Annotated in this window: 23 protein-coding genes and 1 riboswitch; of the genes, 12 read left to right on the forward strand and 11 right to left on the reverse strand. The window is 34.3% G+C overall.

The features are described from left to right. Positions 1-25 precede the first annotated feature (25 nt). A complete protein-coding gene (locus IR213_RS04835) occupies positions 26-754 on the forward strand; it encodes an RNA methyltransferase (protein ID WP_194311183.1) in 729 nt (242 codons plus the stop codon). A 7-nt stretch (positions 755-761) separates the two neighbouring features. On the opposite strand, the gene porT is transcribed toward IR213_RS04835, so the two are convergent. Genes porT through IR213_RS04855 form a run of 4 tightly spaced genes read right to left on the reverse strand, consistent with a single transcriptional unit; the run spans position 762 to position 3093 of the window. Next, on the reverse strand, positions 762-1481 hold the full coding sequence (gene porT, locus IR213_RS04840) for a type IX secretion/gliding motility protein PorT/SprT (RefSeq protein WP_194311184.1): 720 nt from the start codon (positions 1479-1481) through the stop codon (positions 762-764). 1 nt (position 1482) lies between these two features. After that, positions 1483-2214, reverse strand: a complete 732-nt coding sequence (ubiE, locus tag IR213_RS04845; RefSeq protein WP_194311185.1) for a bifunctional demethylmenaquinone methyltransferase/2-methoxy-6-polyprenyl-1,4-benzoquinol methylase UbiE — start codon at positions 2212-2214, stop codon at positions 1483-1485. A 48-nt stretch (positions 2215-2262) separates the two neighbouring features. Further along, positions 2263-2748 (reverse strand): dihydrofolate reductase, encoded by a 486-nt coding sequence (locus tag IR213_RS04850; RefSeq protein WP_194311186.1) that lies wholly within the window; start codon positions 2746-2748, stop codon positions 2263-2265. 3 nt (positions 2749-2751) lie between these two features. Then, positions 2752-3093 carry a 2TM domain-containing protein gene (locus tag IR213_RS04855; protein ID WP_194311187.1) on the reverse strand — a complete coding sequence of 114 codons (342 nt, stop codon included), beginning with the start codon at positions 3091-3093 and terminating at the stop codon, positions 2752-2754. 239 nt (positions 3094-3332) lie between these two features. Between IR213_RS04855 and IR213_RS04860 the strand changes: the two genes are divergently transcribed. Then, on the forward strand, positions 3333-3629 hold the full coding sequence (locus tag IR213_RS04860) for an isoamylase early set domain-containing protein (protein ID WP_194311188.1): 297 nt from the start codon (positions 3333-3335) through the stop codon (positions 3627-3629). Between the two features lie 736 nt (positions 3630-4365). On the opposite strand, the gene IR213_RS04865 is transcribed toward IR213_RS04860, so the two are convergent. The 4 genes from IR213_RS04865 to IR213_RS04880 all read right to left on the reverse strand — a co-directional run bounded on the left by IR213_RS04865 (position 4366) and on the right by IR213_RS04880 (position 7804). After that, positions 4366-5190 (reverse strand): thymidylate synthase, encoded by an 825-nt coding sequence (locus IR213_RS04865; protein ID WP_194311189.1) that lies wholly within the window; start codon positions 5188-5190, stop codon positions 4366-4368. A gap of 29 nt (positions 5191-5219) precedes the next feature. Next, entirely contained in the window at positions 5220-5849 is a 630-nt protein-coding gene (locus IR213_RS04870; protein WP_194311190.1) for a bifunctional nuclease family protein, read from the reverse strand. 163 nt (positions 5850-6012) lie between these two features. Next, complete coding sequence (locus tag IR213_RS04875; RefSeq protein WP_194311191.1) at positions 6013-6978, reverse strand: electron transfer flavoprotein subunit alpha/FixB family protein; 966 nt, start codon at positions 6976-6978, stop codon at positions 6013-6015. A 79-nt stretch (positions 6979-7057) separates the two neighbouring features. Further along, complete coding sequence (locus tag IR213_RS04880; protein WP_194311192.1) at positions 7058-7804, reverse strand: electron transfer flavoprotein subunit beta/FixA family protein; 747 nt, start codon at positions 7802-7804, stop codon at positions 7058-7060. A gap of 250 nt (positions 7805-8054) precedes the next feature. Here IR213_RS04880 and IR213_RS04885 point away from each other — a divergent pair, with 250 nt between their 5' ends. The 5 genes from IR213_RS04885 (at position 8055) to IR213_RS04905 (ending at position 15576) form a co-directional block, all read left to right on the forward strand. Beyond that, the gene (locus IR213_RS04885; protein ID WP_194311193.1) at positions 8055-9032 is read left to right on the forward strand and encodes a pyruvate dehydrogenase complex E1 component subunit beta; all 978 of its coding nucleotides are present in this window, start codon (positions 8055-8057) and stop codon (positions 9030-9032) included. A gap of 105 nt (positions 9033-9137) precedes the next feature. Beyond that, entirely contained in the window at positions 9138-11624 is a 2487-nt protein-coding gene (locus IR213_RS04890) for a DUF5686 and carboxypeptidase-like regulatory domain-containing protein (RefSeq protein WP_194311194.1), read from the forward strand. Between the two features lie 3 nt (positions 11625-11627). Beyond that, positions 11628-12230: a DNA-3-methyladenine glycosylase family protein gene (locus IR213_RS04895; protein ID WP_194311195.1), complete on the forward strand. Its 603-nt coding sequence runs from the start codon at positions 11628-11630 to the stop codon at positions 12228-12230. A 107-nt stretch (positions 12231-12337) separates the two neighbouring features. Next, positions 12338-12868 carry an inorganic diphosphatase gene (locus IR213_RS04900; RefSeq protein ID WP_194311196.1) on the forward strand — a complete coding sequence of 177 codons (531 nt, stop codon included), beginning with the start codon at positions 12338-12340 and terminating at the stop codon, positions 12866-12868. A gap of 110 nt (positions 12869-12978) precedes the next feature. Continuing rightward, positions 12979-15576, forward strand: coding sequence for a sodium-translocating pyrophosphatase (locus IR213_RS04905; protein WP_194311197.1), 2598 nt, complete (start codon positions 12979-12981; stop codon positions 15574-15576). A gap of 87 nt (positions 15577-15663) precedes the next feature. Here the strand turns inward: IR213_RS04905 and IR213_RS04910 are convergent, their stop codons facing one another. From IR213_RS04910 to metK, 3 genes are all read right to left on the reverse strand, one after another. After that, positions 15664-16278 carry a deoxynucleoside kinase gene (locus tag IR213_RS04910; protein WP_194311198.1) on the reverse strand — a complete coding sequence of 205 codons (615 nt, stop codon included), beginning with the start codon at positions 16276-16278 and terminating at the stop codon, positions 15664-15666. Beyond that, positions 16278-17072 (reverse strand): hypothetical protein, encoded by a 795-nt coding sequence (locus IR213_RS04915; RefSeq protein WP_194311199.1) that lies wholly within the window; start codon positions 17070-17072, stop codon positions 16278-16280. The genes IR213_RS04910 and IR213_RS04915 overlap by 1 nt, the downstream gene beginning before the upstream one ends. A 167-nt stretch (positions 17073-17239) precedes the next feature. Then, positions 17240-18490, reverse strand: a complete 1251-nt coding sequence (gene metK / locus IR213_RS04920; RefSeq protein ID WP_194311200.1) for a methionine adenosyltransferase — start codon at positions 18488-18490, stop codon at positions 17240-17242. Positions 18491-19214: 724 nt separating this feature from the next. Between metK and IR213_RS04925 the strand changes: the two genes are divergently transcribed. From IR213_RS04925 to IR213_RS04945, 5 genes are all read left to right on the forward strand, one after another. Continuing rightward, complete coding sequence (locus IR213_RS04925) at positions 19215-20495, forward strand: O-acetylhomoserine aminocarboxypropyltransferase/cysteine synthase family protein (protein WP_194311201.1); 1281 nt, start codon at positions 19215-19217, stop codon at positions 20493-20495. A gap of 81 nt (positions 20496-20576) precedes the next feature. Further along, positions 20577-20780, forward strand: coding sequence for a hypothetical protein (locus tag IR213_RS04930; RefSeq protein WP_194311202.1), 204 nt, complete (start codon positions 20577-20579; stop codon positions 20778-20780). Between the two features lie 173 nt (positions 20781-20953). Continuing rightward, positions 20954-21060: riboswitch (SAM riboswitch) on the forward strand. 81 nt (positions 21061-21141) lie between these two features. Further along, positions 21142-24531 (forward strand): bifunctional aspartate kinase/homoserine dehydrogenase I, encoded by a 3390-nt coding sequence (gene thrA, locus IR213_RS04935; protein WP_194311203.1) that lies wholly within the window; start codon positions 21142-21144, stop codon positions 24529-24531. Positions 24532-24622: 91 nt separating this feature from the next. Then, positions 24623-24865: a putative signal transducing protein gene (locus tag IR213_RS04940; RefSeq protein WP_194311204.1), complete on the forward strand. Its 243-nt coding sequence runs from the start codon at positions 24623-24625 to the stop codon at positions 24863-24865. Between the two features lie 4 nt (positions 24866-24869). Next, positions 24870-25304: an OsmC family protein gene (locus IR213_RS04945; protein ID WP_194311205.1), complete on the forward strand. Its 435-nt coding sequence runs from the start codon at positions 24870-24872 to the stop codon at positions 25302-25304. The last annotated feature ends 8 nt before the right edge of the window (positions 25305-25312 follow it).

Here is a 25312-nt window from a genome sequence, read left to right on the forward strand (position 1 = left end):
ATTTAATTCAAAAGTACATTATTTTATGCTTAGTAAAAACCAAATAAAACTTATAACGAGTTTACAGCAAAAAAAACAGCGATTTGCCCATCAAATGTTTTTTGCCGAAGGCATAAAAGTAATTCAGGAATTACTGGAATCCAATTTTGAGTTGGTTAATTTGTACACGATCCAAAATGATTTTGAACAAGTTTCGAATGACAAAAAAGTGCTTGTCGATGAAAGTGATTTAAAAAAAATCAGCGCATTGTCAACACCAAACACTTGTTTAGCAGTATTTAAGATTCCAGTTGAAAAAAAAATCATTGAATACGGGTTAATTCTTGCGCTTGATTCCATTCGAGATCCGGGAAATTTAGGAACAATTTTGCGATTGTGTGATTGGTTTGGCATTGGACAATTAATTTGTTCCAAAGAAACGGTGGATATTTACAATCCAAAAGTGGTTCAGGCTACAATGGGTTCCATTGCCAGAGTCAACGTGAATTATATCGATTTGGAAACTTTTGTCAGCCAAACCAAATTGCCTGTTTTTGGTACTTTTATGGATGGAAACAATATTTATAAGACGGAGCTGCCCCAAGAAGGAATTATTATTATGGGAAATGAAGCCAATGGAATTTCATCAGAACTTGAAAAATTAATTAAAAACAGACTTACAATTCCACGTTTTGGTACTATTCAAAAAGCCGAAAGTTTAAATGTGGCTACAGCTGCAGCAATTATTTTGAGTGAGTTTAGTAGAAACAATTAGCCGCTTATTAATGGAAAGCAAAATTGATAAAAACAGCCCTGGTTTTTATCGATTCAATATTGCCAGTCCAAGGACTATTAGGGTCATTATCGCGAATTAATTCGTCATTAAATCCAAAAACACCTCTTATGGAGGGAGAAAATATAAAATATTCCGAAAAAATATCAATGCCAAAACCAATCTCATAATTCGTAGTCCAAGGGTGCACTCTGAAGCGCTGTTCGTAGTTATCATCAATAGATTTCGAATTGCTTGACAAATTTAATGTTGCCGAAACTCCACCCAATAAATAAGGCCTAATATTTCCGGTTCTTAGTGATAAAAACTTAAGTAATATCGGAAAATGAAGGTTAGTGCTGTTTACTTCCCTGAACATGTCTGAAGGCGTGGGTGTTGTCTGGAAATAGCTTGCGGGATAGTGTAAATTCCTCTGCGTGTAATATAATCCAGGCTCAAATCGTAAGCGAATGTATTCTTGAAGTTTCAAATCAGCGATAAGCCCTACATTGAAACCGGTTGTTTTGTCAACTTGAATGTCTTGGCTAACGGTTTTATAATCTATTTTGAAATCATAGGAATTAAAACCAAGAAAAAAGCCGAAATACAATCGTTGCTTTTGAAAATTTTCCAGATTAATAAGGGGATCTTTTCCAAATAATTTATTAGGATTTTGCGCATGACCTTTTATGGCTATGACTAATAAAATTAAAACAACAATTTTTCTCATATTATTTCTTGGAAGCTGAATAAATTGTAGCCACACCAAATGTTTGTGGCAAAGCAACTACATCTATAAACCCAATTTTTTTCAAAATATTGTTCAAAGCCTCGCCATAAGGAAAAGCCGCCGCTGATTCTGATAGATAACCATAGGCAACATTGTCTTTTGAAAACAATTTTCCAATAATTGGCAAGATGTTCTCGCTGTAAAAAGTATAGCCTTGTTTGTATGGTGTTTTTTCCGGAATCGAGGTTTCAAGGATGACAAACACGCCATTTGGTTTCAAAACCCTTAAAATTTCTGCCAATCCTTTTTCCAAATTTTCGAAATTTCTAACTCCAAAAGCTACTGTGATAGCATCAAAATAGTTGTCTTCAAAAGGCATGTTTTCTGAATCGGCCAAAACCATTTCTATTCTTTTAGACAAGTTTTTATCCAGAATTTTTTGCTGCCCCACTTCCAGCATTCCTGATGAAATATCCAATCCAATAATTTTTTCAGCATTAGTTTGTGCCATCAAAATTGCCAAATCACCAGTTCCGGTTGCGATATCCAAAATTGTTTTTGGATTAGATTTAGCTATAATTTGCAAGACTTTTTTGCGCCATTTTACATCAATTCCGAACGAAATAACCCGATTAAGGTTATCATAATTCCCAGAAATGGTATCAAACATTGAAGCAACCTGCTCTTTTTTACTTAAAGTAGAATCTTTATAAGGTGTTATGTTTTTTGACATTTTTTAAAATTTGAAGCAAAGGTAAACTAGATTATTGGATAAAAAATTTTATTTTTTTCGAGTGTATTTTTGAAAAGTATATTCATAAAGATGTTTGTCATCTTTTGGATTAAAGATTTCGGAAGTTAATTCCCATATTTCGGAATCTATCTCAGGGAAATAAACATCAGCTTCAAACGAGTGATGCACGCGTGTAATATCAAGCTCATCTGCTAAAGGAATGGATTCTAAGTAAATTTGGCCACCACCTATAATAAATGAATCTTCGTTTTTTGGACAAATAGCAATGGCTTTTTCTAAATTCTCAACGACAATACAGCCTTCCGGAAGGTAGTCTTTTTGACGTGAAATAACAATATGAGTTCTGTTTGGTAACGGTTTGGGGAAACTTTCAAATGTTTTTCTTCCCATAATAATGTGATGTCCAGAAGTGATTTCCTTGAATCTTTTGAAATCGCTAGGCAAATGCCAAAGTAAATTGTTGTCTTTCCCTAAGGCACTGTTTTCGGCAACAGCCGCAATCATAATAATCATTTTTTATTGTGGTTTTTTAGAAGATTCTTCCTCTATATGTGTTTGCAACTGGTCAATTTTTCTTTGTTGTTGCCCAACAAGGCGATCAACTTGTTCTCTTTCCCAATTTTTATTCATAAAACGATCTGTAATATATACTTTTATAAAATGCAGAAGAAACAAAAAAAGCCAAAATGTTATTATCCAAATTGACCAATTAGAAGTATATCCAAAAACTAAAAAATAATTTGCTATACTCATAAATATGCTGCCTAAAATTAACAAGACAAAATGAAAATAAAGCGCTTTTTTTTGGTTTAATCTTTTTCTGGCGTATTCATATAGTTCGTGTTGTTCTTTTTCCATATAACAAGATTTTGATTATAAAGATAAAATATATTTTGAAATTTTATTATTTTTTATCTAAGATTATTTAAAGAGAAAACGTTTGCTGGTTTAGAATATAAATTTTTTTACCATTGAAATATAAGAATACGTTTAAAATTTAAGAGGGTTTTTGCTAATCTCCCAAAACTTTACTTCAGTTTTTGAATGTTCATTAGAATTTGTTTTCTTTGCTCCATAATTCTAAAAATGAAATAGTTATGTCAATAAAGAAACAAGTTATAAAAACAAAACCGGTTTGTAAAGTTACATTTTCGGTAGAAGCAAAAGAAGCAAATACAGCTTCAGTTGTAGGAGATTTCAATAATTGGAATCCAGCAGAAGGCGAATTGTCAAAATTAAAAAACGGAACTTTCAAAGGTGTTTTTGATTTAGCAAAAGACTCATCTTACGAATTCAAGTACCTAATTGATGGTGCTTACGTAAACGAAAGCGAAGCGGATTCTTTCAAATGGAATGAATTTGCAGGAGCAGAAAACGGTGTTTTAACTGTTTAATCTTCTTTTCTTAAAAATTAAAATCCGTTCCGATTTATTTCGGCACGGATTTTTTGTTACTAGTAGTTGTTTCTATCGCTCCGCAAAGTCTTCGACTTTGAGGTGGTAGTTTTCGGTTTTTAACCGATTTAGTTTTGTGTTATTTGATTTTTTTTCAGTCAAAGACTGATAAACACATTCTCAAAGTCGGAGACTTTGCGGAGCAATCACAGATTGCGATCGAGCGATTGTGAACTGACGAAGTAAATCTGCCTATCAGGATATTAATTACAGATACCAATTCAATTCGCCATTAATTTCAGAACAAATTTCAATTGCATTTTTTCCGTCGGCAATTGTTATATGATATTTTATCGTTAAATTATTTAGAGAAATTAAGTTTTGAAACTCTTCAAACTGTGACCTCAAGCACATAAAATATTCTTTTAGATTTTGTAATTCTAGCAGCGTTTTTTCTTTGGTAACATTCTCTAAGTAATAAGTATTTGTCAGACCGATTACTAGCAATTTACCAGCTCTGTCTGTTTTGATTGTTAAGTTTTCTATTTATAGTGAACACCATCTGCAATCGCCCAAATTCTTTTTCGTATTTGCTCGGAATTCATCTAAAGTTGATTTTGAGTTCGTGTGTGCCGACTTGCTGTTAACTTGTATTGATCTAACAAAATCATCACAATCCATCTAATAATTTAGCCGGATTGGGATGATAAATGTAGTTATTATTTTTTAAGAAACTTTACACCGCCACACTTCCTTTTATCAAAGGATGTGGTTCGTAACCTTCGAGAGTGAAATCTTCAAAAGTAAAATCGAAAATGTTTTTTATAGCTGGATTCAAAATCATTTTTGGTAATGATTTTGGTTCACGTGACAATTGCAATTCGACTTGCTCAAAATGGTTGTTGTATATGTGCGCATCGCCAAAAGTGTGAATAAATTCGCCTGCTTCAAACCCGCAAACTTGTGCAATCATCATTGTCAGCAAGGCGTAAGAAGCTATATTAAAAGGAACGCCAAGAAAAACATCGGCGCTTCGCTGGTATAATTGGCAAGATAATTTTCCGTCAGAAACATAAAATTGAAAAAAAGCATGACAAGGAGGCAAAGCCGCTTTATTATTGGCCACATTCTCCGAAAATGATTTTGAATTATCCGGCAAAACACTTGGGTTCCAAGCCGAAACTAGCATTCTTCTGCTGTTTGGGTTGGTTTTTAGTTCTTTGATAAGTTCCGAGATTTGGTCTATTTCTTCTCTATTCCAGTTGCGCCATTGGTGACCGTAAACTGGCCCTAAATTACCATTTTCATCAGCCCAGGCATCCCAGATTTTCACTCCGTTTTCCTGAAGATATTCAATATTAGTGTCGCCTTTCAGGAACCAAAGCAATTCATAAATGATGGATTTTAGGTGTAATTTTTTGGTTGTCACCATCGGAAAACCTTCGTTTAAATCGAAACGCATTTGGTAACCAAAAACACTTTTTGTTCCCGTTCCTGTTCGATCTCCTTTTTGATTTCCGCTTTCTAAAACGTGTTTTACTAAATCTAGGTACTGCTTCATTGTTTGTTCGATTAGTAGTTAAACGATTTTTACGATTCCCTTTTAGAAATTTCGTCTCTAATTTTGGCGGCTTTTTCATAATCTTCGTGTTCTACAGCCTGATCCAGTAATTCGTTTAATTCCTGCAAACTATGTTTTGAATAGGTTTCGCCAGATTGATTACTTTCTTCTCCTTGTCTGAAAGTTTCAGGATTAGAAAGGACATCGTCTATTTCCTGAGAATCTTTATTGGGATCCAATGGGTTTGATTTCAGGAAGATTCCGGCTTTGTCCAAAATGTTTTTGTAAGTGAAAATAGGTGCATTGAATCGCAAGGCTAATGCAATGGCATCAGAAGTTCTGGCGTCTATAATTTCTTCGATTTTATCTCTTTCGCAAATGATGCTGGAGTAAAAAACGCCATCAACCAGTTTGTGAATAATCACCTGTTTTACAACAATGTCAAAGCGATCGGCAAAATTTTTGAATAAATCATGTGTCAAAGGACGAGGTGGTTTTATTTCTTTTTCCAAAGCAATTGCTATGGATTGAGCTTCGAAAGCACCAATAACAATAGGTAACTTTCTCTCCCCGTCAACCTCATTCAAAATCAGGGCATAAGCGCCATTTTGGGTTTGACTGTATGAAATTCCTTTTATGGATAATTTGACTAAGCTCATTTTCTTTATATGAAAAGCATCTGGTGCTTTATTAATTAATTTTTTCAGTGAAAAATAAAATGCAATTCTAATCAAAAAAATTTGAACAAAAAAGCTACCTAAAACAAAGATACGAATATCTTAATTGTAGGTAGCTAGTTTTGGGACTAGAATTAAAAAATTATTAATGTTGTGCTTTAAAAGCTTTCAGTTTTTCAGTTAATCTTGGAACAATATCAAAAGCGTCTCCAATAATTCCATAGTCGGCAACTTTAAAAAATGGTGCTTCAGGATCTGAATTTATGACCACTTTTACTTTTGAAGCGTTAATTCCGGCAATGTGTTGAATCGCTCCCGAAATTCCAATGGCAATATATAAATTAGCCGCAACAGGTTTTCCGGTTTGCCCAACGTGTTCTGAATGAGGTCTCCAATCTAAATCGGAAACTGGTTTTGAACAAGCAGTTGCAGCGCCAAGAACTTCGGCTAAATTTTCAAGTATTCCCCAGTTTTCAGGACCTTTTAGTCCACGACCTCCTGAAACTACAATATCGGCATCAGCAATGGAAACTTTTCCTGAAACTTTTTCTACAGATTCTACTTTTATTCCAAAATCATTTTCTCCAATAGGAGGATTAAAATCTTCGGTTGTTAAAGCCGATGCATTTTCAAAAATGCCGTATGAGTTTTTGGCTAGACCAAGAATTTTTACATCGGTCAAAATTTCGGTGATATTAAAAGCTTTGGATGAAAAGGCATTTCTTCGAACATGAAAAGGCGAAGTACTCACCGGCAATCCCACTACATTTGAAGCGAAACCGGCTTCCAGCGAAACGGCAACCAATGGCGAAAGATAAATACTGTCAGTAGTTGACGAAAGCAGGATTAATTTTGCACCTTCTTTTTGCGCTGCTTGTTTGATAACATCGGCATACGCTTTGGCAGAAAAACCAGCTAATTTGTCGTTAGTTACTTTCAAAACTTTGTCGACTCCGTACTTTGATAATTCTGAAACGTCTGTAGTATTTATTGTTACTGCTGTAACAGTTGTTCCTAATGATTCAGCTACTTTTTTTGCATAAGAAGCCAATTCGAAAGCTACTTTTCTGAATTTTCCTTCTGCGGATTCTGCATATATTAATATTGACATAATTCTGTGATTTAAAGATTAAATTATTGAAAAATTTAAAGATTTCAAAAATTCGTAATTCGTAATTTTTAATTCGTAATTAAATAACTTTAGCTTCGTTGTGTAATAAGTTGATTAATTCGTCCAAATTATCAGCAGATACTAATTTCACAGTTGATTTTGGTGCAGGTTTTTCAAATTTCACGGCTTTAGTATTTACAGAAGCATCTACAGGTTCAACAAGAGTCAAAGTTTTTGTTCTGGCGGTCATAATTCCTCTCATATTCGGGATACGTAAATCTTTTTCTTCGACCAATCCTTTTTGTCCGCCAATGATTAAAGGCAACGTTGTTGAAACGGTTTCTCTTCCGCCATCAATTTCGCGAATTGCTTTTACAGTATTGCCATCCACAATTATATCGGTACAGGAATTCAGGAAATTATATCCAAGAATACCTGCAATCATTCCGGGAACCATGCCGCCGTTATAATCCAATGATTCTTTTCCGGCAATTATGATGTCGTATGCGCCATTTTTTATCACTTCGGCAAGCTGTTTGGCAACAAAAAAACTGTCAGTTGGAGTTGCGTTTACCCGAATCGCATCGTTTGCGCCAATGGCCAATGCTTTTCTTAAAGTAGGCTCTGTTTCTGGTCCGCCAACAGTGGCAACAGTTATCGTTGCGCCTTGCTGCTCCTGAAACCAAACAGCACGAGTTAAGCCATATTCATCGTTGGGATTAATCACAAACTGAACTCCGTTAGCATCAAATTGTGAGTCATTATTAGTAAAATTAATTTTTGAAGTAGTATCAGGAACGTGACTGATGCAAACTAATATTTTCATAATTATAGATTTTATTTTCAAAATTTCCTGCACAAAATTATAATATTAATTCGGATAATATACTATGCGTGCATAATATTTTAGACGTTATATCGATTTCGTAATCCTTATTAAAAAGACATTCGATGCTTTGTGCTTGGATATAGTGAATAGCAAGAATGCCCCCCTGTTATTTTAAACATAAATTAGGTGTAAAGTGATATTAAATATTTATTTTTGCCTTTCGAAAATTACACACATAATGAAAAAAATGAGAACAATACAATTTAGAGAAGCCATTTGCGAAGCAATGAGTGAAGAAATGCGTCGCGATGAGTCTATATATTTGATGGGCGAGGAAGTAGCTGAATACAATGGTGCTTACAAAGCATCAAAAGGAATGCTTGCTGAATTTGGAGAAAAAAGAGTTATCGACACGCCAATTGCTGAGCTTGGTTTTACCGGAATTGCAGTAGGTTCGGCAATGAATGGTTGCAGACCAATCGTTGAATATATGACTTTCAATTTTTGTCTGGTTGGTATTGACCAAATTATAAATAATGCTGCCAAAATGCGTCAAATGACCGGTGGGCAATTTAATGTTCCTATTGTTTTTCGTGGACCAACGGCTTCAGCGGGACAACTTGGAGCAACACACTCACAAGCTTTAGAGAATTGGTTTGCTAATACTCCGGGTCTAAAAGTGGTGGTTCCATCAACAGTTTATGATGCTAAAGGGTTGCTAAAATCTGCTATTCGTGATAATGATCCAGTAATTTTTATGGAATCAGAACAAATGTATGGTGATAAAGGCGAAGTTCCAGAAGGAGAATATACTATTCCTATTGGTCTTGCGGATGTAAAAAGAGCAGGAACTGATGTTACGATAGTATCTTTTGGAAAAATTATAAAAGAAGCTTTTATCGCTGCCGAAGAATTAGAAAAAGAAGGAATTTCTTGTGAAATTGTCGATTTAAGAACAGTCCGTCCTATGGATCACGAAACGATTCTAACTTCAGTGCGAAAAACGAATAGATTAGTAATTCTTGAGGAAGCCTGGCCTTTTGCAAGTGTTTCATCGGAGATTGCTTATATTGTTCAAGAACGTGCTTTCGATTTTCTTGATGCTCCGATTCAACGTATTACAACAGCAGATACTCCTGCGCCATATTCACCAGTTTTACTGAAAGAATGGTTGCCAAATGCTGACGATGTTATCAAAGCAGTAAAAAAAGTCATGTATAAATAGGTGTTAAACTTTTCCTTATATTAGAGACATTATAAAATCTAATATCAGCAATTAATTATATTTGAAACTTCATCAGAATCTTAATATTTGATGAATTTTTTTATTATGAAAAAAAAAGCGTTTTTTTATATATTCTTTTTATTTGCTTCTGCAAGCGCTATTTTTGCCCAAACGAAAGTTAGCGGCGTAGTTGTGGATAAATTAAATCATCCTGTACCTTTTGCCAATGTGGCTTTCAAAAACTCAAGCGAAGGTGTTGTATGTAATGAAGATGGGGTTTTTTATTTAGAATCTCCAAAAGCCTACACAACACTCGTAATTACTTCGGTGGGATATTCAGATAAGGAAATTGAATTGGAAAAATCAGTCAACTATAATTTTAAAATTCTATTAAAAGAAATTGAATCTTTAAAAGAAGTGGTGATTTATAGAGGTAAAACTTCAAAAAAGAACAATCCGGCTTTAGATATTCTTAGAAAAATTTGGGAGCATAGACGAAAAAACGGGTTGCATTTATTCGCCCAATACCAAATGGAGAAGTATGAAAAGATTGAGTTTGATATGAACACTATTGATAGTGCTTACATGAAAAAAAAGCTTTTCAAAGGGATGGAATTTATTTTCAAGCACGTAGATACATCAAAAATAACGGGTAAAACCTATTTACCTATTTTTATAAACGAAGCTTTGTCAGATGTTTATGGAGACAATAAATTAAAGAAAGTAAAAGAAAAAGTAAAAGCTAACAAAACTTCTGGATTCAACGGAAACCAACAAATTTTGGCTTTTGTAAATGATTTATATACTGACTTTGATGTGTATAATAATCATATTACCTTTTTTGATAAAAGTTTCACCAGTCCTATTTCTACTACCGGAATTGATGTCTATAATTATGTTTTAAGGGATAGTGCCTATATTGATAAAAAATGGTGTTATAACATTGTTTTTTATCCAAGGCGTCAAAACGAATTGACTTTTAAAGGCGATTTTTGGGTAAGCGATACCACATTTGCTCTTAAGAACATTAATATGGCAGCTACTAAAAGTGCCAATATTAACTGGGTAAAAGATATCTATATCGAACAGGAATTTGAAGTTTTGAATGATTCTATCTTTCTTTTGTCCAAAGATTATATGATGGCGGATTTTGCTCTAAACAAAAAAGAAAATTCTAAAGGAGTTTATGGAAAAAGAACCACTTTCTTTAGAGACCATAAATTCAACAACGAAAAGCCAGAGAAATTTTACAAAGAGGATGTGAATTATTATGACAAAGAAGTCTATAATAAATCAGAAGATTATTGGCAGGAAAACCGATTCGAAAATTTAACCAAAGACGAAAAAGGGATTTATAAAATGCTCGACACCCTTCAAACCGTTAAGAAATTCCAAAACATCTATAATTTAGTCCAGATTTTTGACAGTGGTTACATTCATCACGGTAATTTAGATTATGGACCAATTTATTCTTTGATTGGACAAAATTCAGTCGAAGGATTGAGATTGAAAACTGGAGTAAGAACTTATTTTGGCCCCAATGATCCTTGGCGATTACAAACTTATATTGCTTATGGATTAGTAGATGATAAGGTCAAATATGGAGTAACCGGAAAATGGATTGTTGAGCCTAAAAATAGAGTTATTATTGCAGCCGGAAATCGAAGGGATATTGAACAAATTGGGGCGTCTCTCACCACTACAAATGATATATTGGGACGCAGTAACGCTTCCTCAGGATTATTGACTTTTGGCAGCAACAATAAACTGACAAATGTCAATTTGAGTAATGTTCAGGTTGAAATTGAACCATTAAAAAATCTAACATTTGGAGCTGGTGTCACTTACAGAACTTTAATATCGGCTAGTCCTGAATTTAGCTTGGATTATTATACAGATTTATCACAGACAACCATAAAAAGTCAAGTAAAACAATCTGAATTTAATCTCAAGGTTGAATATACTCCAAACAGAAAACCTATTGGTTTCTCAGTCGAAAGATATAATACAGACAGTCCTTTTACCAGTCTTTTTCTGACCTACAGTCAAGGATTCAAAGGATTGCTTTCAAGTGATTTTGAGTATAAAAAACTACAGCTTTATTATAAGCAACCCATCATTATTGGACCATTGGGACGCTCAGATATTACAGTTGAAATGGGGAAAACATTTGGATATGTTCCGTTAGGATTAATAAGTGTTGTGCCTGGAAATCAATCTCTTTTTGACATTTCAAATACTTTTAGCAATCTTCAATATTACGAATTTGTTTCAGACCAATATGTGACTTTAAAGTGGAATCACGACTTTCAAGGACGATTTTTTGCCAGAATTCCTTTTATGCGAAAACTAAATTGGCGTGAAAACATTGGTATAAAATCAGTTTACGGAACAGTTTCGAATGAAAACAGAACGATAAATGCTTCGGGATTAGTTTACAATGCTCCTGATAAAGTGTATTGGGAATATAGCACAGGAATTGGAAATATCTTCAAATTTTTCCGTGTTGATTTTTCGTGGAGAGGCAATTATTTAAATATCCCCAATGCCAATAAATTTGCCACTAAAATCTCCTATGGTTTTTATTTTTAATACGTGCAAGAAGCTGTCAAATATCTTTTAGAAAAAGACAATATTTTCAATCATATTATTGATAAATATGGTTTGCCGATGATTCCAAAAAGACCCCAGGGTTTAGAAACCTTGGTGTTATTAATTCTCGAACAACAGGTTTCAATAGATTCTGCCAAAGCAACTTTTTTAAAACTAAAAGCCAAAGAAATAAACTTTCAACCGGAATCATTGTTTGCTTTTTCAGATGAAGAGTATAGGAATATTGGCGTAAGTTGTCAAAAAACTTCTTATATAAAAGCATTGTCCCATTCGATAATCAATAATCAAATTGATATAGAAAGTTTTGCAACTAAATCTGCTCAACAAGTTCGCGAAGAATTAATCAAAATTAAGGGAATTGGCAATTGGACCATAGATGTTTATTTAATGTTTTCACTTCAGGCACCAGATATAATTCCGCTTGGCGATATTGCGGTAGTAAATACAATAAAAGAGTTACTTGATATTCATGACAAGCAAGAAATGGAAATTTATGTTTCAAAATGGAGTCCGTATCGCTCTGTTGCCACTTTTCTTTTGTGGCATTACTATTTGCAAAAAAGAAATAGAACCATTACTTATTAATGTGTTGTATTATTAACATTTAACCAATAGATAATACCTGATTTTTATTGTAAAAATGTATGCTTTGCTTACTTTTGCAAGCGTAATTAAAAAATATATAAAAAGTAATGACTGCAGACAGAAAAAAAACTTTCGATGTTTTAATCGAAATACCAAGAGGAAGTAGAAATAAATACGAATATGATTTCAAAATAAAAAGGATGCGTTTTGACAGAATGTTATTCTCGTCAATGATGTATCCTGCTGATTACGGATTTATACCAGAAACATTGGCTCTAGACGGTGACCCATTGGACGTTTTAGTTTTAATTAATGAACCCACTTTTCCAGGATGTGTAATGGAAGTAAAACCAATTGGTGTTTTTCACATGGCTGACGATAAAGGACCAGACGAAAAAATAATTTGTGTACCAGTATCAGATCCAATCTGGAATTCTTTAGAAAATTTATCAGATGTTAATCCGCATTTATTAAAAGAAATCGAACATTTCTTTCAGGTTTATAAAGATCTTGAACACAAGGTGGTCGATGTAGAAGGCTGGGGAGATATAAACGAAGCATTCGGTATTATAGAAGAATGTACCAAGCGTTTTGAAGAAATCGAAAACAAACCAAAAGGATTGTTTAGTATAAAATAATTTTTTACCAAAATTTTTATCAAAAAAGCAATATTCTGTATAGAATATTGCTTTTTTATTTATTTAGGTTTGTTACATTTGTAAAATCAACACTAACCAAAAACATTTTTATGAATACAATAATGATTTATGTGCCAATAATATTGGCAATAATTGGATTAGCTTTTATGGCTTTTAAAAGAGCCTGGGTTTTAAAACAGGATGCTGGAGATGGAAAAATGAAAGAGATTTCAGAATATATCCACGAGGGTGCACTGGCTTTTCTTAATGCAGAATATAGATTATTGACAATATTTGTGGTTTTGGCAAGTGTTGTTTTGGCTGGGATTACGTTTATACCAGGAACTTCCACGCATTTATTAATTGTTGTTGCTTTTATTTTTGGAGCAATTTTCTCGGCTTTGGCTGGAAATTTGGGTATGAAAATAGCAACAAAAACAAATGTTAGGACAACGCAAGCCGCCAGAACAAGTTTGCCAAAAGCACTTCAAGTTTCTTTTGGTGGCGGAACGGTTATGGGATTAGGTGTTGCGGGATTGGCTGTTTTAGGGCTTACAGGTTTTTTTATTTTATTTTATTTTATATATATGGGCGGAGTTTGGACTTCATCCGAAGACATGACTACTGTTCTGGAAACATTAGCTGGTTTTTCTCTTGGAGCCGAATCTATTGCTTTGTTTGCACGTGTTGGAGGTGGAATTTATACAAAAGCTGCCGATGTTGGAGCTGATTTAGTGGGTAAAGTTGAAGCAGGAATTCCTGAAGATGATCCAAGAAATCCTGCTACAATTGCAGATAATGTTGGTGATAACGTGGGTGACGTTGCAGGAATGGGTGCTGATTTATTCGGTTCTTATGTAGCAACAGTTCTTGCTACGATGGTTCTTGGAAACTATGTAATTAAAGATATGGGTGGTAACATTCAAGATGCCTTTGGTGGAATTGGACCTATTTTATTGCCAATGGCTATTGCTGGTTTCGGAATATTGTCCTCTATCATTGGAACAATGTTTGTTAAAATTACTGATAATGATGCTAAAGAAGCACAAGTACAAAGAGCATTAAATTTTGGAAACTGGATTTCTATTATACTGACAGCTATTGCTTGTTTTTTATTAATTAAATATATGTTGCCTTCAACAATGAAAATGAATTTCTTTGGTGAAGGAATAAAAGAAATTTCTTCAATGAGAGTTTTCTATGCTTCAATCGTAGGATTGGTAGTTGGTGCAATTATCTCATCAGTTACTGAATATTACACTGGTTTGGGAACAAAACCAGTATTGGCAATTGTTGCAAAATCTTCAACTGGAGCAGGAACTAACATTATTGCTGGTTTATCAACAGGTATGATTTCTACATTTCCAAAAGTGCTTGTATTAGCTGCTGCAATTTGGATTTCTTATTCTTTTGCAGGTTTTTACGGAGTTGCCCTTGCTGCATCTGCAATGATGGCTACAACGGCTATGCAATTAGCAATTGATGCTTTCGGACCAATATCTGACAATGCTGGTGGAATTGCCGAAATGAGTGAATTGCCAAAAGAAGTTCGTACAAGAACTGATATTTTGGATTCAGTTGGAAACACAACTGCTGCAACCGGAAAAGGATTTGCAATTGCTTCGGCTGCATTAACATCTCTAGGTTTGTTTGCTGCTTATGTAACTTTCACAGGAATCGACGGAATCAATATCTTCAAAGCACCCGTTTTATCAATGTTATTCGTAGGTGCAATGATACCAGTAGTTTTCTCTGCATTGGTAATGAATTCTGTTGGAAAAGCCGCAATGGATATGGTGAATGAAGTTCGTCGTCAGTTTAGGGAAATACCTGGAATTATGGAAGGAACGGGAAAACCTGAATATGCAAAATGTGTCGATATTTCTACAAAAGCCGCTTTACACGAAATGATATTGCCAGGAATTTTGACAATTGGTTTTCCTATTGGAATTGTATTGCTAGGTAAATTTGTTTATATGGGTGATGCCATTGCAAACTCTATGGTTGCTGAAATGTTAGGTGGATATATGGCTGGAGTTACTGTTTCAGGTGTAGTTTGGGCTATTTTTCAAAACAATGCCGGTGGTGCTTGGGATAATGCAAAAAAATCTTTTGAAGCTGGAGTTTTAGTTGATGGAGCAATGAGTTTTAAAGGGTCTGATGCTCATAAAGCCGCGGTTACTGGAGATACTGTTGGAGACCCATTCAAAGACACTTCTGGACCGTCAATGAATATCTTGATTAAATTAACGTGTTTGATTGGATTAGTAATTGCTCCGATTTTAGGAAACGGAAATCCTACTAATGAATTCAATAAATTCGGTAAAATGGAGATGATAATACAATCAAGACGTCCAATGATAAACGTAAAAGATGCAATGCCTATTGGTAAATGTGACCTGTCAAAATGTGCCACAATGAGCAAAGATGAATGTGCTAAAATGTGTGATTCCATAGGATGTACTCCAGCGCAAAAAGAAATGTGTATGTCACATTACGATGCAAATGGAAAGTTCATTGCTACTGAAGGTGAAAAAGCATGTTGTGCTAAAAAAAGGATGAATGATAAAAATATTAAAGTTGAAATCATCAATACTAACGGAAAAGCAAAAGCTACGGTAACCAATTCTGAAAAAGGAAATGCAAACGTTCAGGTTTTTGAAGGTTCATTGGAAGAAGTAAAAGCGAAAGTTGAAGCTTTGAAATAGTAATTTCTGTTCTATAATTACATAAAAATGCCTCGCAATTATTGCGAGGCATTTTTTTTATTTTAGTTATTTATTAAAATTTGTGTCTTAAAACAACCCGTTCAATTCTGCGTCAATTTTATTGATAATCATTCCTAAATCTTCTGGATTATCCACAAAATTAATGTTGTCCACGTCAATAATTAGTAATTTTCCTTTGGTATAAGTCTGGATCCAAGCCTCATAACGCTCATTTAATCGGTTGAGGTAATCGATAGAAATGGTATTTTCATATTCACGACCGCGTTTGTGAATTTGGCTTACTAAATTGGGGATGGAACTTCTTAAATAGATAAGCATATCGGGAGCTTCAACCTTGGATTCCATTAATTCAAATAATGAAGAATAGTTTTGAAAATCACGGTTAGTCATCAAGCCCATAGCGTGAAGATTGGGAGCAAAAATATTAGCATCTTCATAAATGGTTCTGTCTTGAATGATTTTTTTTCCGCTTTCACGAATTTGAAGCACTTGACGAAAACGACTATTCAAGAAATAAATCTGTAAATTAAATGACCAACGTTCCATTTGGTGATAAAAATCGTCCAAATAAGGATTGTCAACCACGTCTTCAAAATGCGGTTCCCATTTAAAATGTTTTGCTAATAAACGTGTCAAAGTTGTTTTTCCTGCGCCTATATTTCCTGCTACTGCTATGTGCATTATGGTATCGTGATTTTATAATTTATAATTTCCTGATTGGTAAAAATAGACAAAATTTGGTCTTTGTAGTAGAAATTTTTAAATGATTTTTCCACATTTTCAATCGTATAAATACTGTTCTTGCTTAAATCCTGAAGATGTAATTTTCCGTCTTTCGAAAAAACCAAAACTTGGTTTGCGATAACCTGAATTTGGTCAAAATCAGTAACTTTTCCCAAAGTAGAAACTTTTCCAAAGACATCACAAGAATACCAATTCAATTTGTCATCAATCCATTGAAAAGTATTGAAATCAGAAGAATAATATTTTAAATTTCCTTGAAAAGAAGGTGTTATTGATTGGTATGTATTTTTTAAATAGTCAAAAAGTCCAATTTGTTGTGATAGACTATTGTAAATCCAAAGTCTGTTTTGAGATGCAATTCCCGTTGCCACTGCAAGTATTGGAGTGTTATTTTCAGAAAAATTGATTTTTTGAGTTTCACTCAATTGATTGTCCAATGTCACAATGGTGTTGAAATTTTCATAAAACAAAACAATTTTCATTGGATTTTGTATTTCAACTTTTGTGATTTTACCTAAAGAAAGGTTTTTATATTGCCACAATTCCTCCTTATGCTTCTTAAAGAAAATATTGTTTTTAATGTAATACAAGTTTTCCATACCATCAAAACCAACAAATGTATCGGCTTCGATTTTCTGGGTCGAAATAAGTTGTGCTTTCAGACTTTGCTCTTGCGAAAAAGCAGAAACTAAAGGCAATATTAAAAGCAGAAGAATTAGTTTTTTACTCATACTGTTTACTCAAACTTTGTAAATCGTGATATCCGATTTTCCGGAAAGCTAAATTACAAAAAATTAATGAAAGAGTTTGTCCTTACAGATAATCCAAAAACTAAAAAGCCTGACTAATAAATTTTAGTTAGGCTTTTATATTTCTTTGCGAATTTTGCACTTAAACTCTATAATCCAAAAGCAACTTTCACTTGATCAACAAAATCTAATTTTTCCCAAGTAAACAATTCAACTGTAACAGTTTTTTCGATTCCTCCCGGAGCAGAAAACGTTTTTGTCACTGTTTCTGGAGTACGCCCCATATGGCCGTAAGCAGCAGTTTCGCTATAAATCGGGTTTCTTAACTTTAAACGTTGCTCAATAAAATAAGGACGCATATCAAAAAGAGATTCCACTTTTTTGGCGATTTCTCCATTGGTCAAATTTACTTTTGAAGTGCCATAAGTTTCAATAAAAATTCCCATCGGTTTTGCAACACCAATAGCATATGAAACCTGAACTAAAATCTCATCGGCAACACCAGCTGCAACTAGGTTTTTAGCAATGTGACGTGTTGCATAAGCGGCACTTCTGTCTACTTTACTTGGATCTTTTCCTGAGAAAGCTCCTCCGCCGTGAGCACCTTTTCCGCCGTAAGTGTCAACAATAATTTTTCTTCCAGTCAATCCTGTATCTCCGTGAGGTCCGCCAATAACGAATTTCCCGGTTGGATTAATATGATAGGTAATTTTATCGTTGAATAAATGAGCATATTGTGGATTGTTTTTGATGATTCTTGGAATCAAAACACCAACTAAATCACTTTTGATTTTTGCCAACATCGCAGCTTCTTCATCAAAATCATCGTGTTGAGTCGAAATAACAATGGCATCAATGCGAGATGGTTTGTTGTCATCGTCATATTCTAAAGTTACCTGTGATTTTGCATCTGGACGCAAATAAGTAATTTCATTGTTTTCACGACGTATAACCGCCAATTCCTGCAATAATTTATGGGATAAATCCAAAGCCAAAGGCATAAGATTTTCAGTTTCATTGGTTGCATAACCAAACATCATTCCTTGGTCACCAGCACCTTGCTCTTCTTTACTTGCTCTGTCAACACCTTGATTGATATCGGCAGATTGTTCGTGAATTGCCGAAAGAACGCCACAAGAATTAGCTTCAAACATATATTCGCTCTTAGTGTAACCAATTTTCTTGATGACATCTCTCGCTATAGTTTGAACATCTAAATAAGTTTCAGATTTCACTTCGCCCGCCAAGACTACTAAGCCAGTTGTTACCAATGTTTCACAAGCTACTTTTGACTCAGGGTCAAATGCCAAAAAATTATCAATTAATGCGTCTGAGATTTGATCAGCTACTTTGTCTGGATGTCCTTCACTCACTGATTCTGACGTAAATAAATAAGCCATAATAATATAGTTTTTTAAATTAAACGAGAAAAAAAAGGATTGCTGGGAAATACTAAAGAAGGGTTCCTGCTTTAGCATTTTTTAACGAGGTTGCAATCAGTTCAAATTTTTCCTCTAATATTCGAGTGCAAATGTATGAAACCATTTTGAATTGCAAATTATTCTTAACTTTTTTTTGACCTAAAAAATTAAATACAGTATTTTATATTATTATCGATTGTTTAAGGTTTTGTTAACTTGTGTATATTTTTTTTAAATTTATTTGGATTTCTAAATAAAAGTTTAGACATTTGTAAAACAAAAGAAAGAAAATGAAATTTAATGTTTGCAATATTTATAAATCGATGCAGGAAAAATCCTGTGGGTCGTTTGTTGCTTAAATTTTAAATCAAAATTATATAGCTAAGCCTCCCACAAAACGGGAGGTTTTTTTTTGAATTATATTAAAAACTAATTACACCTATAAAATGAACAACTTAAAACAGAAACAAATGAATTCGTGCAATGTCAAATCAATGATTTGTGCCAATGTAATGATGTGCATTTATGTCTGTTGATTCCGAAAGTATAAGTTTATAACACAACTTAAAACCCTTTTGGATATTTCTAAAAGGGTTTTTTGTTTTTTATGTCCCCAATTCGAGTCATTTATAAATTAAATAAAAACAAAACTGAAATGAAATCAGTTTAAAGTCTAAAATCAAATCTAAAAATTAAAGAAATTATGAGTACTCCAAAATTCGCAACAAACGCATTACACGCAGGTCACGACGTTACTAAAACAGCAGGAACCAGAGCGGTGCCTATTTACCAAACCAGTTCTTATGTGTTCAATAATTCGGATCACGCAGCCAATTTATTTGGTCTTGCCGAAGCAGGATTTATATACACCCGATTAAATAACCCAACAAATGATATTCTGGAACAACGATTGGCAGTGCTCGAAGGTGGAATCGCCGCAGTGGTTACCGCATCTGGAACGGCAGCAATTGCAACTTCATTATTAGTTTTACTGAAGACGGGAGATCATATTGTTGCTTCAAACAGTTTGTATGGCGGAACTTATAATTTATTGAAAGCAACTTTGCCAAGATTGGGAATTACCACCACGTTCGTAGATCCATCGGATGCAAGCAATTTCACCAAAGCAGCCAATGAAAACACCAAAGTATTCTTTGCAGAAAGTTTAGGAAACCCAAAATTAGACGTTTTGGATTTGAAAGCCATTTCGGCAGAAGCCAAAGCGTTTAAAGTTCCTTTCATTGTTGATAATACCGTTCCTTCTCCTTATTTGCTTAACCCAATTGAATACGGTGCCAATATTGTGATTCATTCCTTGACCAAATATATTGCAGGAAACGGAACTTCTCTTGGTGGAGCCATAATCGATGCGGGAACATTCGATTGGAGCAGCGGAAGATTCCCTGAATTTACGGAACCATCGGAAAGTTATCACGGGTTAGTGTATCACGAAGCGCTGGGAAATGCCGCTTTTATTGCTAAAGTTCGTATCGAAGGTTTACGGGATTTTGGAGCAGCTTTGAGTCCATTTAATGCCTTCCAGATTATTCAGGGACTCGAAACATTACCAATTCGCGTCCAGAAGCACAGCGAAAACGGATTGGCTTTGGCCAGATGGTTAGAAAGTCAAGACCAAGTCGCCTGGGTCAATTATCCGGGATTGAAATCCAGTAAATATTACGATTTGGCAACACAGTATTTACCTAAAGGACAAAACGGATTGCTAACTTTCGGCCTTAAAGGAGGCTTTGAAGCTGCTAAGAAAGTGGCCGATGAAACGAAGTTATTTTCGCTTTTGGCCAATATTGGAGACACAAAATCATTGATTATCCATCCGGCGAGCACTACGCACCAGCAGTTGTCAGATGCAGAACAAGTCGCAACAGGAGTAACCAAAGATTTAATCAGACTCTCGGTTGGATTAGAAGACATTGAAGATTTGAAAGCCGATTTAAAGGCTGCTTTCGAAAATTTGAAAGTATAAAAAGTAACATATTTGAACTTGGGAAAACTGAATTCAATGTGTTTTAAAATAAAAAAGTAAAACATCTAAAAATATAACATTATGAAAACACTAAAATATATTTCAAAAGTAATTCCGTTTTTCAAAAGTTTGAATATAAAAACTAATACTAGGGATAAAGATCAGATTGAATTCACACATACCAAATTTGGGGTTAATTTAAAACAAACTTCAGCATCAGGTAAAGTTCCAAATTCTTTGTTTCATCAAATGTATGCTGAGGAAAACGAAACGCTGTTTATCTGAAAAGAGTAGGATAAAAATGTTTTGAATTTTAAAACGAGCAACGGTGAGAGTCTGTTTAGAAACTCTTTCCGATGCTGGTTTTAATTTTAAATGTAGAAACCAAACTGTGTTAAATTTGGTTGTTAAAAAAAAATGTAGTTAATTTGTGCCTTTAAGTTCACAACTGTATTGAAATGTTATAAAGAAAGGCAGAGGGATTAGACCCGATGAAGCCTTAGCAACCCTTCGGTAAACGAAGAAGGTGCTGCATTCTACCGCGCTTGGCGTGGAAAGATAACTTACGAGAATTCTTCTAGTTTACTTCTAGCTTTCTTTCTAATATTTCCAGACACAAATCAAAAAATCATAAAAGATTTGAAAATTGGAAAATAAACCAACATCTATTACTTTACAAAATTTCACCACCGAAAGTGGCGCATTTTATGCAACCTTAAACTTAAGTTTTCAGGCTTTTGGTCAACCATTGAATACCGCTCCTATTGTTTTGGTAAATCACGCCTTGACGGGAAACTCCCAAGTTATTGGTTCAACCGGTTGGTGGAATAGTCTCATTGGCGAAAACAAAACAATCGATACTAATAAATACACCATATTATCTTTTAACGTCCCGGGAAATGGTTACGACAAGACTTACATTGATAAATACCTGGATTTTAATGCACGAGATATAGCCAGACTTTTTATTGAAGGAATTCGATTTCTGAAAATCAGAGAAATATTCGCTATTATTGGTGGTTCTGTAGGCGGCGGAATTGCCTGGGAAATGGTCGCTTTAGAACCTAAATTAACGCATAATTTTATTCCGATTGCTTCCGATTGGAAATCTACAGATTGGTTGATTGCCAATTGTTATCTGCAAGAAAAAATCTTGAACAATTCTTCGAAACCTATTGAAGATGCTCGCATTCACGCAATGTTGTGCTATCGAACACCGGAATCTTTCAAAGAAAAATTCCAAAGAACGTCAACTGATTCTTTTGAGTCGTTTCAAGTGGAAAGCTGGCTTAATCATCATGGAGAAAAACTGCAAAAGAGGTTTCAGCTTTCGGCGTATAAAATGATGAATCAATTGCTTAAAACCATTGATATTACTAGAGGCAGAACTTCTTTTGAAAAAATAATTACAGAAGTCGATGCCAATATTTATATCATCGGAATCAATTCGGATTTGTTTTTTACGGCAAATGAAAACAAGGAAACCTACCAAGAAATTAAAAAATTCAAACAAAATGTTTTCTATAGCGAAATTGATTCACAGCACGGACACGATGCTTTTTTAATGGAATACGATCAATTAAACAATTTACTGGATGTTGTTTTTAAAAATAAAAAAAATAAAATGAAGATATTAAAATTTGGCGGAAAATCATTGGCTAACGGAGAAGGAATAAATAAAGTTTTGGATATTATTATCGATAAAAAAAGTAAAAACGAAAATATAGCTGTTGTCGTTTCGGCAAGAGGAAATGCTACGGATGAATTAGAAGATATTTTGACCATTGCTGCTAAAAACGGCAATTATAAGCCCTTATTAGAAAGTTTCAAAACCTATCAGCAGGACATTTATACCAACGTCGATTTATCGGAAGAGTTCGCAATTTTGGACAAACTTTTTGAAGGGGTAAGTCTGATTGGCGATTATAGCGAAAAAATTAAAGACCAAGTATTGGCTCAAGGCGAATTGCTCGCGGCAAAATTAATAACCGCAGTTTTGCAAGAAAAGGGAATTGCCGCTCATTTTACTGATTCAAGAGAGTTGATAAAAACGGATTCTCATTTTGGCGATGCCCAGCCATTGGAACAAATTTCCAGAAAAAATGTTGTTCAATATTTCAAAAAAAATAGCGATGCCATTAATATAATTACCGGTTTTATTGGCTCTAACAACAATAACGACACCACGACTTTAGGCAGGAATGGCAGTAATTATACCGCTTCCCTGATTGCAAATTATCTCGACGCCGAAGAGCTTCAAAACTATTCACACGTTGACGGAATTTACACAGCAAACCCTGATTTAGTTCCTGATGCCAAGAAAATTGATCGTTTGTCGTTTAATGAAGCAAATGAAATAGCGAATTTTGGAGCAACCATTTTGCATGCCAAAACGATTATTCCACTTTTGGAAAAAAATATTCCGTTGCGAATTTTAAACACATTCAACCATGAAAATCAAGGAACATTAATCACTTCAAAATCAAATAAAGAAGGAATTAAAACACTTTCGGTTCTTGAAAATGTGGCCTTGGTCAACTTAGAAGGAAGAGGATTGTTAGGAAAAACTGGTGTTGATGCTCGAATTTTTAGAGTGATGGGTGACAATGATATTAGCGTGAGCATCATTTCTCAAGGTTCTTCTGAACGAGGAATTGGTCTAGTTGTAAATTCAAATCAAGCCACAAAAGCGATGATTGAATTGGAGAAAGAATTCGAAAATGATTTCTATTCTAAAGACGTCAACAAAATCTCGATTACGGATGATGTTTCGGTGATTTCGATTATTGGTCAGGATTTGAGCACTTTTCATAAACCGTACACGGCTTTGATTAAAAACAAAGTCATTCCGATTCTTTTCAACAATACGGTAACGGGAAAAAACGTGAGTTTGGTGGTCAAAAAATCACAATTGAACAAGGCGTTAAATGTTATTCACGGTGAGATTTTTGGAGTTTCGAAGAAAATAAATATTGCCGTTTTCGGTCACGGATTAGTTGGTGGAACTTTGATTAACCAAATTTTGGAATCGGCTTCAGCAATTGAAAAGAGAAAAGATATAAAGTTGAATGTTTTTGCGATTGCCAATTCCAAGAACTTGCTTTTGAATAAAAACGGAGTTTCACAAAATTGGAAAAACGAGATTCAAAACAATGGGTTTTCGTACACAATTGATGATGTTATCGATTATGCCACTGCGAATAATTTAGAGAACTTAATTGCCATTGACAATACGGCAAGTGCTACGTTTGTGGAGAATTATGTTACATTGGCCGAAAGTAGTTTTGACTTGATTTCTTCCAATAAGGTGGCGAATACCTTGAGTTATAAATTTTACAAAGACTTGCGAAAAGTTTTGGCGGAAAACCAAAAGTCTTATTTATATGAAACCAATGTGGGCGCAGGTTTGCCATTAATTGACACCATAAAATTATTACATCTTTCAGGCGAAAATATCACCAAAATCAAAGGAGTTTTTTCCGGAACATTGAGTTATTTATTTAATAATTTCTCGGCAAAAGATGTTCCTTTTAGCGAAGTTTTGAAAGAAGCTATCGATAATGGTTATACGGAACCAGATCCAAGAGAAGATTTATGCGGAAACGATGTGGGCAGAAAATTATTGATTTTGGCGAGAGAATTAGACTTGCAAAATGAATTTGAAGAAATCAGCATTCAAAACCTGATTCCGGAACATTTGCGAGAAGGAAATGTTTCCGATTTCTTGCATAAATTAAAGGAATTCGACCTAATTTATGACAAAATAAAATCCGAACAAGAACCAAATCATGTTTTGAGATACATTGGAGAGTTGTCCGGAGATTTACAAAATGACAAAGGAAACCTTGAAGTTAAATTAGTTTCCGTACCTTCGGATACGGCGCTGGGCGGATTGAAAGGTTCTGATTCTTTCTTTGAAGTTTACACAGAATCGTATGGCGACAGACCCATCGTAATTCAAGGAGCCGGCGCAGGTTCCGCAGTGACAGCGAGAGGAGTTTTTGGGGATATTTTGAGATTGTCAGAGAAAGGGTAGCCCCCTAACCCCCAAAGAGGGGAAAGAAGAATTAGGATTGTAGATTAACGTTTTTTGATTTCAAATTTTAACAAAAACACATGTAATAGTTATGACAGTAGTCTTTAATGGCCCGTATTTCGAGGCTATGAATGTTAGAAATTTATTGGAAGAAAAAGAAATTTCAGTATTTATCCAAAATGAATATATGTCAAGTATTGAGCCTTGGGTTGTCACTTCGGGAGGTTTAAATCCTGTAAAGTTACAAGTTGATGAATCAGATTTTGAACAAGCTGAAAGTATAATTAAGAATTATTTAAACGGGAATATTAATATAGAAACGGGAGATAAATAAAACAATGAAAATAACATTAAACAGAGTAAACGAAAACTTCCACTTCGAATTGAAAAACGAACGTGGTCATATTGTAAATGTAGATGCCAGACCTGATTTTGGAGGTAATGATATGGGACCAAGTCCAATGGAATTGCTATTAATGGGCGTTGCGGGCTGTAGCGGAATCGATATGATTTCGATTTTAAAAAAACAGAGACAAGAAATTACTTCTTTTAAAGCTGAGGTTGAAGGCGAGCGCGTTCAAGTTGGCGAAGCAAAACCATTCAAAGATATTTATGTGGTTTTCTTTTTGGAAGGAAATATTAAAGAAGATAAAGCCGCAAAAGCAGCCCAACTTTCTTTCGAAAAATACTGTTCAGTTTCTAAAACATTGGAACCAACAGCAACTATACATTATAAAGTAGTTTTGAACGGAATGGAATTAGCGAAAATCTAAATTCATCA

The organism is Flavobacterium soyangense, from assembly GCF_015277675.1.
In the GTDB taxonomy this organism is placed as follows: Bacteria; Bacteroidota; Bacteroidia; order Flavobacteriales; family Flavobacteriaceae; genus Flavobacterium; species Flavobacterium soyangense.

Excerpts from the sequence above, each read along its gene's own strand:
- IR213_RS04835 (WP_194311183.1), top strand. The coding sequence starts at position 26 with ATGCTTAGTAAAAACCAAATAAAACTTATAACGAGTTTACAGCAAAAA.
- porT (WP_194311184.1), bottom strand. The coding sequence starts at position 1,481 with ATGAGAAAAATTGTTGTTTTAATTTTATTAGTCATAGCCATAAAAGGT.
- ubiE (WP_194311185.1), bottom strand. The coding sequence starts at position 2,214 with ATGTCAAAAAACATAACACCTTATAAAGATTCTACTTTAAGTAAAAAA.
- IR213_RS04850 (WP_194311186.1), bottom strand. The coding sequence starts at position 2,748 with ATGATTATTATGATTGCGGCTGTTGCCGAAAACAGTGCCTTAGGGAAA.
- IR213_RS04855 (WP_194311187.1), bottom strand. The coding sequence starts at position 3,093 with ATGGAAAAAGAACAACACGAACTATATGAATACGCCAGAAAAAGATTA.
- IR213_RS04860 (WP_194311188.1), top strand. The coding sequence starts at position 3,333 with ATGTCAATAAAGAAACAAGTTATAAAAACAAAACCGGTTTGTAAAGTT.
- IR213_RS04865 (WP_194311189.1), bottom strand. The coding sequence starts at position 5,190 with ATGAAGCAGTACCTAGATTTAGTAAAACACGTTTTAGAAAGCGGAAAT.
- IR213_RS04870 (WP_194311190.1), bottom strand. The coding sequence starts at position 5,849 with ATGAGCTTAGTCAAATTATCCATAAAAGGAATTTCATACAGTCAAACC.
- IR213_RS04875 (WP_194311191.1), bottom strand. The coding sequence starts at position 6,978 with ATGTCAATATTAATATATGCAGAATCCGCAGAAGGAAAATTCAGAAAA.
- IR213_RS04880 (WP_194311192.1), bottom strand. The coding sequence starts at position 7,804 with ATGAAAATATTAGTTTGCATCAGTCACGTTCCTGATACTACTTCAAAA.
- IR213_RS04885 (WP_194311193.1), top strand. The coding sequence starts at position 8,055 with ATGAGAACAATACAATTTAGAGAAGCCATTTGCGAAGCAATGAGTGAA.
- IR213_RS04890 (WP_194311194.1), top strand. The coding sequence starts at position 9,138 with ATGAAAAAAAAAGCGTTTTTTTATATATTCTTTTTATTTGCTTCTGCA.
- IR213_RS04900 (WP_194311196.1), top strand. The coding sequence starts at position 12,338 with ATGACTGCAGACAGAAAAAAAACTTTCGATGTTTTAATCGAAATACCA.
- IR213_RS04905 (WP_194311197.1), top strand. The coding sequence starts at position 12,979 with ATGAATACAATAATGATTTATGTGCCAATAATATTGGCAATAATTGGA.
- IR213_RS04910 (WP_194311198.1), bottom strand. The coding sequence starts at position 16,278 with ATGCACATAGCAGTAGCAGGAAATATAGGCGCAGGAAAAACAACTTTG.
- IR213_RS04915 (WP_194311199.1), bottom strand. The coding sequence starts at position 17,072 with ATGAGTAAAAAACTAATTCTTCTGCTTTTAATATTGCCTTTAGTTTCT.
- metK (WP_194311200.1), bottom strand. The coding sequence starts at position 18,490 with ATGGCTTATTTATTTACGTCAGAATCAGTGAGTGAAGGACATCCAGAC.
- IR213_RS04925 (WP_194311201.1), top strand. The coding sequence starts at position 19,215 with ATGAGTACTCCAAAATTCGCAACAAACGCATTACACGCAGGTCACGAC.
- IR213_RS04930 (WP_194311202.1), top strand. The coding sequence starts at position 20,577 with ATGAAAACACTAAAATATATTTCAAAAGTAATTCCGTTTTTCAAAAGT.
- IR213_RS04940 (WP_194311204.1), top strand. The coding sequence starts at position 24,623 with ATGACAGTAGTCTTTAATGGCCCGTATTTCGAGGCTATGAATGTTAGA.
- IR213_RS04945 (WP_194311205.1), top strand. The coding sequence starts at position 24,870 with ATGAAAATAACATTAAACAGAGTAAACGAAAACTTCCACTTCGAATTG.